Origin of the sequence: Leifsonia sp. NPDC058194 (genome assembly GCF_042883605.1) — a bacterium.
Lineage (GTDB): Bacteria > Actinomycetota > Actinomycetes > Actinomycetales > Microbacteriaceae > Leifsonia.
The window spans coordinates 94,555-108,503 of record NZ_JBHVVL010000006.1 but is presented as its reverse complement, the minus strand read 5'-3'; the positions used below and the strand labels follow the sequence as shown (position 1 = coordinate 108,503).

Annotated in this window: 16 protein-coding genes; 2 read left to right on the top strand and 14 right to left on the bottom strand. The window is 66.8% G+C overall.

Going from position 1 to position 13,949, the window contains the following annotated elements; genetic code table 11:
• The first annotated feature begins 135 nt into the window (after positions 1–135).
• Positions 136–444: a hypothetical protein gene (locus ACFVU2_RS19540; RefSeq protein ID WP_387877975.1), complete on the top strand. Its 309-nt coding sequence runs from the start codon at positions 136–138 to the stop codon at positions 442–444.
• 82 nt (positions 445–526) lie between these two features.
• On the top strand, positions 527–1,093 hold the full coding sequence (locus tag ACFVU2_RS19535; RefSeq protein WP_387877972.1) for a hypothetical protein: 567 nt from the start codon (positions 527–529) through the stop codon (positions 1,091–1,093).
• Between the two features lie 11 nt (positions 1,094–1,104).
• On the opposite strand, the gene ACFVU2_RS19530 is transcribed toward ACFVU2_RS19535, so the two are convergent.
• The 14 genes from ACFVU2_RS19530 to ACFVU2_RS19465 form a co-directional block, all read right to left on the bottom strand.
• A complete protein-coding gene (locus ACFVU2_RS19530) occupies positions 1,105–1,572 on the bottom strand; it encodes a DUF6611 family protein (protein ID WP_387878187.1) in 468 nt (155 codons plus the stop codon).
• A 61-nt stretch (positions 1,573–1,633) separates the two neighbouring features.
• A complete protein-coding gene (locus ACFVU2_RS19525; protein ID WP_387877969.1) occupies positions 1,634–2,866 on the bottom strand; it encodes an ATP-binding protein in 1,233 nt (410 codons plus the stop codon).
• Between the two features lie 97 nt (positions 2,867–2,963).
• Positions 2,964–3,539, bottom strand: coding sequence for an HAD domain-containing protein (locus ACFVU2_RS19520; RefSeq protein ID WP_387877966.1), 576 nt, complete (start codon positions 3,537–3,539; stop codon positions 2,964–2,966).
• Between the two features lie 76 nt (positions 3,540–3,615).
• Entirely contained in the window at positions 3,616–4,230 is a 615-nt protein-coding gene (locus ACFVU2_RS19515; RefSeq protein ID WP_387877964.1) for a primase-like DNA-binding domain-containing protein, read from the bottom strand.
• A gap of 711 nt (positions 4,231–4,941) precedes the next feature.
• Positions 4,942–5,871: a hypothetical protein gene (locus ACFVU2_RS19510; protein ID WP_387877961.1), complete on the bottom strand. Its 930-nt coding sequence runs from the start codon at positions 5,869–5,871 to the stop codon at positions 4,942–4,944.
• Between the two features lie 55 nt (positions 5,872–5,926).
• Positions 5,927–6,550: a hypothetical protein gene (locus ACFVU2_RS19505; protein ID WP_387877958.1), complete on the bottom strand. Its 624-nt coding sequence runs from the start codon at positions 6,548–6,550 to the stop codon at positions 5,927–5,929.
• A 216-nt stretch (positions 6,551–6,766) separates the two neighbouring features.
• The gene (locus ACFVU2_RS19500; RefSeq protein ID WP_387877955.1) at positions 6,767–7,147 is read right to left on the bottom strand and encodes a hypothetical protein; all 381 of its coding nucleotides are present in this window, start codon (positions 7,145–7,147) and stop codon (positions 6,767–6,769) included.
• A 256-nt stretch (positions 7,148–7,403) separates the two neighbouring features.
• On the bottom strand, positions 7,404–8,189 hold the full coding sequence (locus ACFVU2_RS19495; protein ID WP_387877952.1) for a CPBP family intramembrane glutamic endopeptidase: 786 nt from the start codon (positions 8,187–8,189) through the stop codon (positions 7,404–7,406).
• An 8-nt stretch (positions 8,190–8,197) separates the two neighbouring features.
• On the bottom strand, positions 8,198–10,150 hold the full coding sequence (locus ACFVU2_RS19490; protein ID WP_387877949.1) for a DHH family phosphoesterase: 1,953 nt from the start codon (positions 10,148–10,150) through the stop codon (positions 8,198–8,200).
• Between the two features lie 109 nt (positions 10,151–10,259).
• On the bottom strand, positions 10,260–10,865 hold the full coding sequence (locus ACFVU2_RS19485; RefSeq protein ID WP_387877946.1) for a hypothetical protein: 606 nt from the start codon (positions 10,863–10,865) through the stop codon (positions 10,260–10,262).
• A 90-nt stretch (positions 10,866–10,955) separates the two neighbouring features.
• Positions 10,956–11,660: a hypothetical protein gene (locus ACFVU2_RS19480; protein WP_387877944.1), complete on the bottom strand. Its 705-nt coding sequence runs from the start codon at positions 11,658–11,660 to the stop codon at positions 10,956–10,958.
• Positions 11,661–11,662: 2 nt separating this feature from the next.
• Positions 11,663–12,952, bottom strand: a complete 1,290-nt coding sequence (locus tag ACFVU2_RS19475; RefSeq protein ID WP_387877942.1) for a replication-associated recombination protein A — start codon at positions 12,950–12,952, stop codon at positions 11,663–11,665.
• Entirely contained in the window at positions 12,949–13,788 is an 840-nt protein-coding gene (locus tag ACFVU2_RS19470) for a hypothetical protein (RefSeq protein ID WP_387877939.1), read from the bottom strand. Before ACFVU2_RS19470 ends, ACFVU2_RS19475 begins: the two co-directional genes overlap by 4 nt.
• A gap of 3 nt (positions 13,789–13,791) precedes the next feature.
• On the bottom strand, positions 13,792–13,944 hold the full coding sequence (locus tag ACFVU2_RS19465) for a hypothetical protein (protein ID WP_387877937.1): 153 nt from the start codon (positions 13,942–13,944) through the stop codon (positions 13,792–13,794).
• Positions 13,945–13,949 lie beyond the last annotated feature (5 nt).

Genomic DNA, 13,949 nt, shown 5'->3' with positions numbered 1-13,949 from the left:
CAGACCCTTGAAGTGAGATGTGGCTGAGCGTTTTCCGCCTGCTGATGAACAGATCGTGTCGGCGAAACGGCCGACAGGGCGTGCGCTCTGTGGCGTGGTACCTGTGGAGAGGTCCACCGATTTCAGAGAGGGACTATGACCACCATCGAGAACGCAGCAGGCCATCTTTCGCGAGTCACTCGCCCGTACGCGCCGGCGGAACGCCGCGCTGTCGGAGCGCGGGCCCGGTCTCACCGGGAGCCGCTGCTCCAGGTGGTCGAAGCGCCGAAGGACACGCGGACGATCCCGCGGTTGCCGCTGGAGGTGGAGCTCCGTCTACGCCGTGGCGGCGCCGACCCGTGGCTGCCGGTGATCGCCGAGCAGAACCCCGGTTTCAAGATCGTGGCAGCCCGGTACGCGAAGGATGGCGACGCCGCCGTCTACACGCTCGTCCCCGAGGACTGAGCCGGCCGACGTCGGCAATTCCAGCTCGGCGAGCAGGCCGATGTGCTTCACTGAGCGGCAGGCTCAGCGCAGGAAGGGCATCGTGGAGGATCTGACAGAGGTCATCGGATACGAGCACATCCTTGACCTGCGCTTCAGCAGTAGTCCCGGGCAGTTTGCGACCGAATACTGGGACGCGACATTGAAGCGAGAGCACTACACCGCGGAGAACGTCAACTCCGGTGGCACCGAGATCGTGCTGGCGACGGCGCAGCTCGCGCGGGTGAACCTCAGCGGGGCGTGGCTCGACTCGCTGGATGCCACCAGCGAGACTCTTGCAGCCGTCGGTGCGGCGTTCGTGGAGCGTGATCGGATCATCAAACTTGACGAGGACGCAATGTTCGCGCGAAGCCTGGTGATCATCGACCACATCGAGGTCCTCCCCGAGTATCGTGGCGCCCGCATCAGCCACAACTTCGTCCGCGGCATCGGCCGGGTCTTCCACGGCGAGCTGCTCGCGCTCATGCCCGCCGGCGAGATGGAGGATGACTCCGATGCGCCAGTGGAGGACATCCTGAAGTTCGACGGTCTGCGTCGCCATTGGGAGCGCGCCGGATTCGTTCGGGTACCGGACACGAACGTGATGATGCTGCCGCTCGGGAGTCGATGAGCAGGTGCTCGTCAGGGAGTCAGCTGGTTGAAGATCCGGCCCCACTCGAGTTCGTATGAGACCGGGTCCCGATCGCGTCTTTGATCCAGGTCGTCGAGCGCCGAGGCGATGGCGGAAAATCGCTCATCCCCAAGGCTGGACTGAGGGGTGAATCGCGCGCGGACGACTCGGCTGCGTCGGCGGACGCTATCGGTGGTCACCGCAGCAACCGTCCACACGGCCAGGAGCATGAGAGCCACGCAGATCCCGCCCGGCCACAGCCCGAATGCAGCTGACGCGGTCAGGAAGAGCAAGGTCGCGGTGATCCATCCGATCCACTGCGTTCCGGCCCCGTGGACTGCGAGAGCACGCGACTCAGCCTTCGTTGTCCCGGGTGGGTAGATCGTGATCACGGCGTCGAGTGATCGGCGCGCACGCGCAATCTGGAGGGGGGTGACGTCGAGTCGACCCCACCGGCGATGTGCGCTGACACCGTCCACGATGTAGCGCGCGAGAGGCAAAGTCCTCAAGAGCGTTCCTTTCGAAGCGAAGGTGTGGCGATCAGAGCTTCGGCCAGTCGCTGGAGAGGTAGGCCTCCACGGCGCGGTGCCGGAAGGTGTACGGCCGTCCGCGGTCGATGATCCCGCGGGTGGTGTCGAGTCGCTGACTCGTCGGCCCGGCGGCCGTGGCGTTCGCGAGGCCCATCTGTTGCGCGATGCGCGTCAGATTGCGCTCGACGGGAGGAAGTGCCGCCATCGTCTCGACGAACTGGCGCTCTCGGGACGGCAGCCGCTCGAGGATGCGCTCGACGTGCGCGGTGGCTTCTCGCTGCGCGCCGCGCCAGCCGTTTCGGACCTCTGCCGCGGTGATCGTCTCGCCCTCACCGGCGTACCAGGCCTGCTCGCCGGCCAGCTGGAACAGGAACGGCTCGCCGCGGCAGAGGTCGACAATGAGGGCGGCCGCCTCCGGGTCCATGCGGATCCTCGCGGTGCTCCCGGCGCCGTCCGGGACCTTCCAGCCTTCGAGGACGAACTCCTGCAGGGCCTCGGCCAGGTCCAGGTCGTCGATCGCTGTCAGTGTGGTCGTCTTGAAGCGGCGCGCGAACGTGGCGCCCTTGCGGGCTCCGGCCATGTCCTCGAAGTCGGGCAGGCCGGTGAGGTAGACGGCGATCGGCAGCGAGCGGGTGACCTGGGCGCCGCCGGGCACGGTGACCTCGACCTCGTGGGTGAGCGCGTCGCCGAGCGCGATGAGCAGCTGCGAGAGCGCCTTCTCGTTGTCGATGTTCTGGATCTCGTCGATGTGGATCAGAGCCAGGACGTGACCGTGGCTGATCGCGGCGATGCCGACCTCGATCAGCAGCTCAGTGAGCGCCGCGTACGGCTCAGGTCCGTCTGCTTTGCGAATCGTGAGCGAGATGCCGGCGGCGGCTACCGTCTGAACGCGGGCGATGGCCTCACCGATCCGCTTCTCGCGCGAGGCTGCGAGACCGGCCTGCTCCGCGAGCTTGAGTACGGCGCCGGCGACGAGCTTCAGAGGGTCCGCGCCAGAGGGAATGCGCAGCTGCGGGGTGACCCAGTCACCGGCGGCGCGGGCTTCCTCCGCGATGCGGCGCACGAGTGTGGATTTGCCGAGGCCCGGCTCGCCGAGGACGGTCCGGCCCCGCTCTGGGAGCCCCGAGAGGCGGCGTGGGCGGACGATGTCGCGCCAGTCGCTCAGCTGTTCGGTGCGGCCCGCCCAGACTGCCGGGACTGTGTCGGAGCCGGGGCTGAACGGGTTGTCGAGAGCGTCGCGCATGTTGATAAGTTTATCAGAGTGTTGAGGTCTTGATAAACTTATCGAGATTTCTACCTTAGGTGCGGTAGCCGAGAAATCGAGGCGCAGCCATCACAAGTTAGCCCCCGTGCCCGGCGAAGAACACATCGAGCTCCGCGAGCTGCTTCTCAGTGACCGTAGTCGCCTCATCGACGTGCATCGGCAGTCCCGGCGCAAGCGCCGTGAGTTCCGTGAGCCGACGCGGGTCGTACTGGAGCGCGCTGGCGATTTCCTCGTCGTCGATCCATGCCCATGGGGTGGGGAAGGCCTGGAGGTGGCCTCGGAGGCCGTAGAACTTCCAGTCGCGCGGGCGAGCCCCGTAGGGACCCCTCCGCGGCGGACGGGCGAGGATGAAGCCGCCGGCCAGCAGGCCGTCGAAAGCCTGCTCGATCGCCGTGTCAACAGCCTCGCCCCAGGAGCTGAGCCAGCCGATGTTCACGCCGTGGGTGCGCACGATCCGATCGAGCTCAGCGATCCTGTCAGGGAAGAAGTCGACGACCGTCTTGCTGTCGTCGCGAGCATCGACCACCGTCACCGTCTCCGGGCCATGCCCGGATGCTCCGCCGACGAAACGGTTGAGGGGGCCGTCGAAGTCGAGCGCGAGCAGCGGGCGGGCCGGGTCGAGCTCAGCGAAGCGCCGGAGGGTCGCGGTCATGAGTTCGCCCCCGTTCTCTCGTTCGTCACGATGCAGTCAGTCGAGGCGAGCGTTCTCTGTCAGAAGCCGTTCGGCTTCATGCGGCGGCGCGTCCCGCCGAGCGCAGGTTAGCGCGGCCCGATGACACATGGACGGTGTTGCTGCGGCGCAGGCCCCGCATGGCGGCGTCGGAGCCGCAGTGGCTCCAGCGCGGCAGGAGCTCGGTCAACGGCTCTGGGGCGTCCATCAGCGAGCCGGGCCGGGAGCGGGTGTACACCCACTCGCCGGAGGCGGTCGCGATGCCTTTGAGCCGGCGCGTGAAGGTGTCCCGGGTCAGCTGCGACTGTTCGGGGAAGCGGGTGTCCATCCAGTGCTCGTAGAGGTCGTGGAGGAAGTCCGCGGGCAGGAAGTCCCAGGTGAAGTGCTCGCCGAAGGTGTCCCAGAATGAGCGCAGCTGGCCCTGGCACGGGTCGACGGCGGAGCCATAGGGGCGGCGCGGTGCCGGAGCGCCGACTGCGAAGGACATGGCCGACCAGATATGAGCGGCGCGCGGGTCGTCGCGCAGCTCGGCGACACAGGAGCGCATGAGGTCCTCGATGTGGTCGCGCGCGGTGCTCAGGGTGATGAGGTCGTCGAGGGAGGCCGGTTCGTTCGAGTTCAGGCTGCTCAGCTCGCGGATGACGCTGATGAGGGTGGTCTCGCTGGTGGGCATGGTCGTCTCCTTCGGGTGGACGGCAGATTTCGGGTGTTGCTCGTGGGGGATGGGGGTAGGCGTACCTTTTTTGATTTTCAACGGCGGTACATGCCTGTCTCGATGAAAACCCTGGTCAGCTCGGCAATACAGAGCTCGCAGGGGGTGATGGGCGTACCGTCGATTTCGGCCTGAAATTGATCGGCGGTACGGCCGTTTGGCTGGTTTTCCTTGATTTCTCAACACTTTTAGAGAGAAAAAGATCGAAATGTACCCGATGTACCGCGTGATCGTAGAAACCCCACACATGCGCGCCTGCGCACGCGCACACACAGCAGTTCTGCCGAGCTCGCGGTACATACGGTACTTCTGTGCGTTTCCCCTGGTCACAGTGGCTTTCCGAGCAGATCGCCGCGGTACGCAGTTACGGTACGCACCAAAATCCCGGAGGTCGGTTTTACCGCCTCATCAGGGGTTTTAATGGCGTCGAGCAGCCCTGCGGATGCACCGCCGATGGAAATCAGAAACGGTACGCACCCCATCGTTCGACCAGGATGGCCTGCTCGTGAACGAAGAAATCCCCCGAGGAGCGGATGCTCCCCGGGGGATTCAGTTGCGTGGCTCCGGCCGTGACCGGAAGCGTGTGCTGGGCGCGCCACCCGATGGTGACGTGGCCCGTTCCTCCTTCCACCGATGGTGGGCGAGGTGCGGGGTGAGCGTGCCACCCCCGGTCTAGCAGTTGGTGGTGCCGCCCATGCCGTTGGAGGTCTTGCACTGGTTTCCTTGGCCGGGCGTTCCGACGCCACCGCCTCCGATGGGGCCGCCGCCAGAGGGTGGGTGGTAACCCCCGCCTCCGCCACTGGAGCTGCTGGATCCACCACCTCCGGAGCTGGAGCCCCCGCTGTATCCGCCGCCTCCGGAGCTGGAGCCTCCGCTGTAGGAGTTCCGTGCAGCGGCTTGGCGAGCGGCCTCCTCGGCGGCTGCCTGTGCGGCGGCTTGAGCTGCAGCAGCAGCGGCGGCCGCGGCTGCGGCTTCCTCGGCGGCCTTCTTGGCTGCGGCGACCTCGGCGGCGACGCGAGCGTGCTCCTCGGTCTGGAAGGTGGTGAAGTCGGCGAGCAGGACCTTGGAGGTCGTAGCAAGCGCCGCGGTGTCCGCCGTGGCCGTCTTCGCCGCGGTCGCGATCCTCTTCGCCTGGGTGCGGTCTACGCACTTGGTGGCTGCCTTGGTCGCGGCGAGGGTGTCGCGAGCGGCGATCACGTCGTTGATCAGCCACGCAGCACTGTGACGGGCCGGCGTGCCGGCCACAGCTGCGACACCGGCGCTGGCGGGGACGGCCTTGACGGCGTCCGCACCAGGGCGCGAGAGGTAGCTTCGGCTCTTCCAGCCCTCGCCACCGGGGAGGTCGACGCTCTTGACCTTGAGCAGGAGCTCGTCGGCGGCCTTGACGTCGGTGGTGACGTTCTCGGTCGCGGTGGCGTCGGACTTGATGGCTGCCGCGCACTCGCGGGCGGTCTCGGCCGATGCCGCGTTGGCGGCGCTGACCGAGCTGACGGTGATGCCGCCGGCGAGGACGATGGCGGCTGCGGCGATGATGGCCACCGTCCGCCTTCTGAGCTTGCGGGTGGGCGGCTTCGTGGTCTGGGTGCTGATCTGTTCAGCCATGGTCATCATCTCCTTCGTGAGGTCGGGTTGATCGGGTGCTAGGGGTCGTGGAGTGCTACTGACCGAAGCCGGGGCAGCTGGCCCAGAGGCCGGTCTTTGCGGCCTTTGCAGCGGTCAGAGCGTCGTAGTTCTGGTTCTTGGGGTTGCCTCCGGGAACGTCGGCCATGCCATTGCTGACCATGGTCGTTCCGTAGGAGCCGGAGATCGTGCGCGCGTCGAGGTGCCCGTAGTGATCGCCGTGGCTGTCGATGTAGTCGCCGTTCGCGCTCGGCCCGTCGTACATGAGGAACCACACCGATCCGGGTGTGATCGTGGCCTTCGCGAGGGCGAGCGCCTGGTCGTACCCGCAGGCACCCTTGGCCGGGGTGGCGATGTCGGTCACGTGGACGATGAAGTCCGTGCCGTAGAGGGAGTCGCCCTTGACGTCAGGGGTAACTTCGACGGTCTGGGCGTCGATGACCTTGACGGCCTTCACCATTCGCTGACCGGAGGTACCGCTGGGTCCCAGCGGGCGGATCTTGGACGCGTCGGTGACCGGGGTGGTCGAACCAGCGGCCGCGGCGGCCGCACCTGTGGTGGACGCGGTGTTCGAGGCGCCCGCTCCGCCGGCGCAGCCCGTGAGCAGGACGGCGACAAGGCCGGTGACGAGGACGGCAGAGGTCTTCTGTGCAAAGTTCATGGTGGTTCTGATCTCCCATTGGATGGCACGATTCCGTTGCTTTACCAGCATTCGAGGAACCGGCTGTGTGCGCTCTAATCATGCCTGAGGATGCCGCCGCAGAACGGCTCCGGCACCCCTATTGGGGGTTAGGACGAGAGGTGCGAGGGGCTCGCTGATGGAGCCCCTCGCGGGGTACCCGGGGCAGCCTCCGCTCGGGAGGCTCGGGGAGTTGGGTCAGGGACGACGAGCGACGTTCGTCGAGGGTGCGCTGTCGCTCTGGGTCTCGGTGAACGCGACGCGAGGCTTGGGGGCACCCTCGGGGGACTCGATGACGTAGAGGACGTCGAGTCCGTACCGGACGTAGCTGTCCATGCGGACGGTGTACTCGCGGAGCGTGAGGCGCATGTAGCCGGGGACCTCTGCCATCTCGGCGAAGAACCGGCGCGCCTTGTCCTCGAGCTCGGCCTGCGTGAGGCCCTCGAACTTGAACTGGTGGTAGAACCCAGGATCCATCGAGGGACGGCCGCCAGGCGTGACCATCGCACGCTCGACGTCGAAGGGACGTGGAGCCATAAGCTCGCCGGCGTCGTTGTAGTGAGTCGGGCTGATCTTCATGGCTCTCACCTCCTTGCACTGGGTCTTGGAAAGATCAGTGAGGAGCCTACAGCTGGACCAGCGGAAATGCCTCCTCACCCACCCACCCGGGTGACCGGCCCTCCCGGTCACCCACAAATCACTGAGACAGCAGGGTGCCGCCGGCATAGCCGGTCGGCTGAGACCCCGCTGTCTGGCAGCACAGCGCTATCGCGTGCAGGTGCCCGGCACCGCACGTCACATCAGACTCCGTCGGCGGGTCGCCCACTGCGACCCCTCAGGCTTGAGCTGGTTCCTCTTCCCGCTCGACCTGATAGCGGCCGGGGGTCAGCGCGAACAACAGCAGGGCCACCGCCACCAGCAGGGAGATGATCGTGGCGGGATTGGCGATGCCATCGACGAGCTTCGTGGGAACGAAGGACGCGGCGAAGTTGAACAGGATGTGCATCAGCACGACCGGCCAAAGCCGCTGGGCCGCCTCGTACACGAAGGCGAGAAGGATGCCGAGCGGCACCGTGAGCACGATCTGCACGAGGTTGCCGTGCAGAATCGCGAAGACCATCGCCGTGACGAACGCGGACGCCAGCGGCGACCAATGGCGCCGCAGCGCCGGGAAGGCGATTCCGCGCATGAGGGACTCCTCGCCGATCGGGGCGAGGATGAGCGCGGTGAGGACGACCAGCCACGCGGGGGAGTCAAGCTTGGCCGCGTTCACGGCGTCGAACTCTTTCGAGCCCCAGGTCGTGTAGACCCAAGCGGCCGCGGTCTGGCCCGCGAACCAGCACGCGAGAAGCCCGGCGGCCGCGGTCACCCAGAAGCTCACCGTTCTAGCTCTGGGTCGCGGCGGCCCCGCAAGCGGTGTCCCCGTCGAGCGCCAACGATAGGTGATCGCGAGTACGAACACGGCCACGTCGGACGCGGCCGCGCCAGCGACGACGTCGCCGGTGAGCACCGTGACCAGGAGGGCCACCGCCACGTATGCGGCGAGTGACCCTCCCAGGATCGCGATGGTCTTGGCCCATGCTCGAGCCCGGGGCGGCAGGGTCGCGAAGAGGCTCTTCATGGTCGAAGTCACTCCTCGCTGTTCGGGTCGTCGATCGGCGCCGCGGTCGGCTCGATCACTCGTTCGACGATTGCCTGGACGGACTCGTTGCCGCGGAACACGTTGACCGACAGCTTGACACGCATCCGCAGCATGCTCTCGCCAGGGATCGGGCTTTCCGCCAGGTCCCGCAGGTCCGCGTAGCGCTCGGCTGCGTTCCACCAGAGCACCTTCATGCCGATCGGCAGGACGATGCGCAGGTGCTGGTCGTCCGTTCCCAGCGTGCCGATCGAGCAGCGCGACAGGTCGACGGCGAACTCGATCTCGGGGCGCTCGAACCCGTGGCCGAAGGGGGCCAGGGAGTCGATGGCGCGGGTGAGGTCGAGCATCTCCTCGACGTCGGTAAGGCCGGCGTCGCAGTCGTCTTCCGGGCCCAGGACCAGGTCGGCGCCTTGGCCGGCCTCCAGCTCGCCGCTGACGAGCAGCTGCGTGTAGATCGACTCGGCGGCCTCGTGCATCAGCTCGGCGAACCGGACGAGCTCCGAAAGGCTCTTCACGCGCACGCCGCAGGCGTTCTCGTGGCCGATCGCGGTGAAGCCGAACGGCGTCATCGTGGAGATGATCGGGAACCACTGGGGGGAGCGGGCCGATCCACCGACCTCCGCAGTCGGGTCCGTCGGGCGACGAACGACGACGGTGGGGATGCCGGTGTCGCGGGAGACCCGCGAGGCGATGAGGCCGAGCATGCCGGTGGGAGCGTCGGTGAAGTAGACGCCGTGTTCGGCAAGCGGCTGGTCCTCGGTCCACAGCTTGGCGAGGTACTCCTCGCTCAGCTCCTTGCGCAGCTCGTTGATGTCGATAACGGCCTTGGCGTGCTCGTACTTCTCGGCCACCGTCGGTGCCGTGAATGCCCCGAAGGCGTCGTGCATGGAGCCGCCCACACGGCGGATCGCGTTGAACGCCGGCGCGAGATAGAACGCGTAGAACTCCTCGTTCAGCTCGTCCCGGGAGCGCAGCTTTCCTGCGGCGAAAGCGGGCTTGCCCTGCCAGTCGAGCTGCTGGTTCCCGTCCTCGTCGAGCAGCGGCTTCCGGTGCTCCTTGAAGGCCTTCATGACCAGGGCGAAGCCCTCGAAGGCGGACACGAATGCCGGGTGGTGAGCCTGGCTGCGCAACAGCGTCATCAGGATGCTGTTCTCGACGTCGTACTCGGTGACGGTGTCCTCGATCGGGATCGAGACGTAGAGCAGGCTCGCCAGCGACAGGGAGTCGCGGACCATCTTGCGGTTCTCGAAGTACAGCGGCATGACGTCGGAGACGGTGCCGATTCCGGCGAACAGCTTGAGCATCGAGATCTCGCCCTGCTTCTCCGGCGCGTAGCGATCGGCGTAGGCGGTGAGCACCTGGTGGAGGACGTATGCCCCGCAGATGCCCGGGTGCGCGTACGTCTCGGCGAGCCGGACGGGGTTGACCGAGATGTCGGCGACGCTCCCAGGCGGGAGCTCCAGGTGGTGGTCGGTGACCAGTGTGATGAGGCCGAGGTTTCGGGCCTCCTGGATGCCGTCGTTGCTGTTAATGCCGCCGTCGCAGGTGATGATCGCCGACGCGTTCGGGAACTGGGCACGCAACTCCCTGACGGCGTCCACGGAGATGTCGTGGCCGCGACGGTAGTCGGGGACGTACAGCTGCGCGTCGAAGCCGAGCTCGTTGAGGCCGGCCCAGCCGAGGACGCCGGAGGTGATGCCGTCCATGTCGAAGTCGGGCAGGACCACGATCTGCTCGCCGGCCAAGCGGATGCGGTGCAGCTCAGCGGCCATCCGGTCGACGTCCTTGAGCTCGTCGTGCGACGGGTCGTTGATCGACATGAGGTAGTCGTCGGTCCAGCCGCGCTTGCGGCACAGGATGCTGAACAGGGACTCGTCACGATATTCGCCGAAGGGCGGTATCCCGTTGACGAGGGTGTCCGTGATTCCGGGGTCGGTCATGGGCGCTCCTTCGCGGAATGGTGGGGGTGTGATGGTTCAATTCTACGACGAAGGCCGCTGTTTCTGCTCGTAAACGAGAAGAAACAGCGGCCTGTTCGAAGCGGGGAGGTCAGTCCTCGTCGGTCGGTTCGCTCACGTGGATGATGTTGCGCTGGTAGATGCCCTCGAAGCTCTGGCGCAGGCCACGCTCGGGGGTGTCGATGATCACGAGCGGCCTGCCGCTCTCCTCGAGCTGGGTCATCACCGCGCCAGGCAGCGTCTCCGGGCTGAAGTCGATGAGCTTCGCGTCGTTGTTGGCCATCGCCGGGATGAGCACGACGTTCGCGTCGACGTCGCCGAGCTCGGCCACCGGAATCTCCACAACACCTTCGGCAAGGGAGCGGAACCGCTCGGCGTCGGACGCGATGAACGGGTTGTGCAGCTCGTTGCGCTCGGACATCCACTCGATGTAGCGGTCGGCCTGGCCGTACTGCAGCGAGTCGTACGGCACCTTCTCCTTCTCGAAGGCCGCCGCGACGGCGAGCCCCGGGAGAGAGGCGAGGTCCACGAGTCCGCGCTCGACACCCAACGCTTCGATGAGGCGCGAGACGGTGTCGGTGAGCAACAGCGTCGACGCCCGGGGGTCGGCGAAGAAGGCAACGGTGCGCTCGGTCTTGACGATATCGGCCTCATCCCGCCCGGAGAGGCCCTCGATGTTTTCAGGGTCGTTCGTCATCTGAGTCCTTTCCTTGCTGGCGTGAGTGCAACACGCCATGTGTAATGCCCGATCTAGTCTGCGGTATCCCGCGGGCTTTTCCGCGCGCTGTCAGTACCAGAAGCCCTCGAAAACGAGCCCTTCGCCCAGTTCTCGTCGTAACCGAGCGAGTGTGGCGTCGTATTCCTCGAGGTTTTCGATGTCGGCATGCTTCCGCACCCAGGGGTGCGGTTGGTCTCCGGTCCCGCTGGCGATGGCGATCGCCTTGTCGTTCGTCGGTGAGCCGATCGTGATCGGCGCGGCGTACTGTCCCGAGCCCGACATGATGCCGGGGACGGTGACGAAGATCCGACTGGCGCCCGCGGCGAAGACCTCGTCGCGCTGCAACCATGCCCAGAGCTCCGGCCGGTCGAAGGTGTGGACCGTCGCCCGGTCGCCTGGGTCCACGAGCACGATGGCGTAGGTCCCGAGGCTCGGCTCGACGGTCTCTTCGACAGGAGGAAGGACAGCCTCTCGCTCCGAGGTCAGGCGCACTGTCAGGTGGTGCCAGTAGACGCCACGCCGAGCGTCGTCGGCCGCGGCCAGCTTCGCCGAGGCCTGGGCGTCATGCACGGCCTGCCGCTGAGCGTCGGAGAAGCCTCCAAGCTCCGTCTGCACGTCGAGCATCTCGTTCGAGCCGGACGCCACTAGCGCGTTGAGTAGCGGGGGTTCGTGGCGCCCAGCGCGCGTGAAAATCGCGCTCCGGTGCGAGGGGAACGCCATCTTCAGCAGCTCGTGGACTTCGTCGAAATGGGCAGCGCTCGCGAATCTCGCCATGGTCATTCCCTCTCGGTCTTCAGGTCCTGGATGATGCTCAGGCGCTTCCCGACGACTTGCTCGAAGCCGTTCGGGGTGGGTTCGTAATACGTGGCCCCAAGGGCTTCATCGGGGAGGTACTGCTGCGCGACGATTCCGTGCGGGAAGTCGTGCGGGAACAGGTAGCCCTGCCCGTGGCCCAGCGCCTTCGCGCCGGCGTAGTGCGCGTCACGAAGGTGCATCGGCACCGATCCGGTCCGACCCGCACGCACGTCGGCGAGGGCCGTGTCGATGCCCATGACGGCGGGCGATTTGGGGGCGGTGGCGACGGCCAGGGCCGCCTGGGCCAGGTTGATGCGCGCTTCGGGCATGCCGATGAGCTGGACTGCCTGTGCCGCGGCGACCGCGACGGGCAGCACGGACGGGTCGGCCATGCCGACGTCTTCGCTGGCGTGCACGACGATGCGTCGAGCGATGAAGCGCGGGTCCTCGCCCGCCTCGATCATCCGCGCGAGCCAGTGCAGAGTGGCCTGGGGGTCTGAGCCTCGCATCGACTTGATGAAGGCCGAGATGATGTCGTAGTGCTGGTCGCCGTCTCGGTCGTAGCGCTGGAGCGCGGCGCCGGTGACCTGTTCCAGGATCGCCCTGTCGAGGATCGGCTGTCCCGCCGCCCGCGCGGTCGCGATCGATGTCTCCAGACGGTTCAGCGCCTGGCGCACGTCGCCGCTGGCGAGGTCCGCGATGGCGTCGAGCGCTTCGTCCTCGGCAGTGACGCCGGCCGCGCTGAGCACGGGGTCATGTTCGAGCGCCCGTTCCAGTAGAGCCACGATGTCGTGGCGCTCCACGGGCCGCAGCACGAGCATGATCGACCGGGAGACGAGCGCGGCGTTGACCGAGAAGCTCGGGTTCTCCGTGGTTGCGCCGATCAGGGAGATGATCCCGGTCTCGACGGCGGGCAGGAGCACGTCCTGTTGCGCCTTGGAGAAGCGGTGGATCTCGTCGATGAACACCAGGGTCTGCGTGCCGTCGGCGTCCAGCGCCTTCTGGGCCGCAGCCAGCGTCTTGCGGACGTCGGCGACGCCGGCGGAAGTGGCCGAGAGCACTTCGAACTGCTTGCTGGTCTGCGCCGCGATCACGCTGGCGATCGTGGTCTTCCCGCATCCCGGAGGGCCGTAGAGGATCACCGACACGGCGCCGCTGCTCTTGAGCAACAGCTCGAGCGGGGAGCCGGGGAAGATCAGGTGCGATTGTCCGACGACCTCGCTGAGCGTGGTCGGCCGCATGCGTGCGGCGAGCGGCTGGTTCTGGTTCACGATTCCTCCTCGGGCGAGTCGCTGAGTTGACGGGCAGCCGCGATGACGTCCTCGGAGAGGGCGATGGGCTCGGGCAGGTCGCCGTACTTGACCCGGAACGACCCGATGGGCGCAGGCAGAAGCGGCGAATCATCGGGGAGCGCGTCGACGTACGTGCGTGCGGTTCGCGCATCCGCGGTTGCGGCTCGGAAGACGCTCCATCCCGCGGTTTGGTCGCGGCTGTTCATCAGTGCGTTGGCGAGCAGCCGACGAAGGCGCTGTCGCGGCTCGATGTACGCGTCGACCGTCTTGGTCTCGTCGAAGAGGATCTCGAAGGAGAAGGTCTCGCGCAGGCTTACAAGCTCCCAGTGCGGCAGGTGACCGAAGGTGTCGTCGGGATCGAGCACGGAGTCCCAGTCCTCGCGACGCTTGCGCCACTGGTCGTTCGAGAGATTCTCCGGCCGGTCGCTGTTGTTCCAGTAGCCGTACTCCTCGAACAGCCCGGTCGCCGCGAGGGCCTTGTCATACTCGGCGTTCATGTGGAACGGAACGGCGAGGACTCTGCCGTCAGACGCCTCGCCGAAGCAGATGGAGAAACGCAGCGGGTCGTTCAGGGCGTGGTGGGTCCCGATTTCGTTCTGCTCACGCAGCCACTGGGCCTCGGCGTCGTCGAAGACCAGGCGGTTCTCCGGTCCGCGCTCGCCCTCGTCGACGATCCTCACGATCTGCTCCGCGACGAGCGGAAGGCGGACCACAGCGAAGCTCGCGCGGATGGCCCGGGAGACGGTCTTCACCGCGTCGTAGATCGAAGTCTCGGGATCGGCGAGCCTGAGGCCGCTGTAGATCTTGGTGGACATGCGTCAGCCTCCTTCGGCCGGTTGCGGTTCTGTGAGGGCAAGCTCGTCTTCTTCGGGCCATTCGGCCCCGCAGCCGCCGCGCTTGTCACAGATCCAGCCGCCGTCGTCGACGGGGTTGCACCAGTGGCGGCAGACGGCACAGCGGTACTTCAGCACGGTGG

Excerpts from the sequence above, each read along its gene's own strand:
- ACFVU2_RS19510 (WP_387877961.1), bottom strand. The coding sequence starts at position 5,871 with ATGGCTGAACAGATCAGCACCCAGACCACGAAGCCGCCCACCCGCAAG.
- ACFVU2_RS19525 (WP_387877969.1), bottom strand. The coding sequence starts at position 2,866 with ATGCGCGACGCTCTCGACAACCCGTTCAGCCCCGGCTCCGACACAGTC.
- ACFVU2_RS19520 (WP_387877966.1), bottom strand. The coding sequence starts at position 3,539 with ATGACCGCGACCCTCCGGCGCTTCGCTGAGCTCGACCCGGCCCGCCCG.
- ACFVU2_RS19480 (WP_387877944.1), bottom strand. The coding sequence starts at position 11,660 with ATGGCGAGATTCGCGAGCGCTGCCCATTTCGACGAAGTCCACGAGCTG.
- ACFVU2_RS19485 (WP_387877946.1), bottom strand. The coding sequence starts at position 10,865 with ATGACGAACGACCCTGAAAACATCGAGGGCCTCTCCGGGCGGGATGAG.
- ACFVU2_RS19500 (WP_387877955.1), bottom strand. The coding sequence starts at position 7,147 with ATGAAGATCAGCCCGACTCACTACAACGACGCCGGCGAGCTTATGGCT.
- ACFVU2_RS19540 (WP_387877975.1), top strand. The coding sequence starts at position 136 with ATGACCACCATCGAGAACGCAGCAGGCCATCTTTCGCGAGTCACTCGC.
- ACFVU2_RS19505 (WP_387877958.1), bottom strand. The coding sequence starts at position 6,550 with ATGAACTTTGCACAGAAGACCTCTGCCGTCCTCGTCACCGGCCTTGTC.
- ACFVU2_RS19490 (WP_387877949.1), bottom strand. The coding sequence starts at position 10,150 with ATGACCGACCCCGGAATCACGGACACCCTCGTCAACGGGATACCGCCC.
- ACFVU2_RS19470 (WP_387877939.1), bottom strand. The coding sequence starts at position 13,788 with ATGTCCACCAAGATCTACAGCGGCCTCAGGCTCGCCGATCCCGAGACT.
- ACFVU2_RS19515 (WP_387877964.1), bottom strand. The coding sequence starts at position 4,230 with ATGCCCACCAGCGAGACCACCCTCATCAGCGTCATCCGCGAGCTGAGC.
- ACFVU2_RS19495 (WP_387877952.1), bottom strand. The coding sequence starts at position 8,189 with ATGAAGAGCCTCTTCGCGACCCTGCCGCCCCGGGCTCGAGCATGGGCC.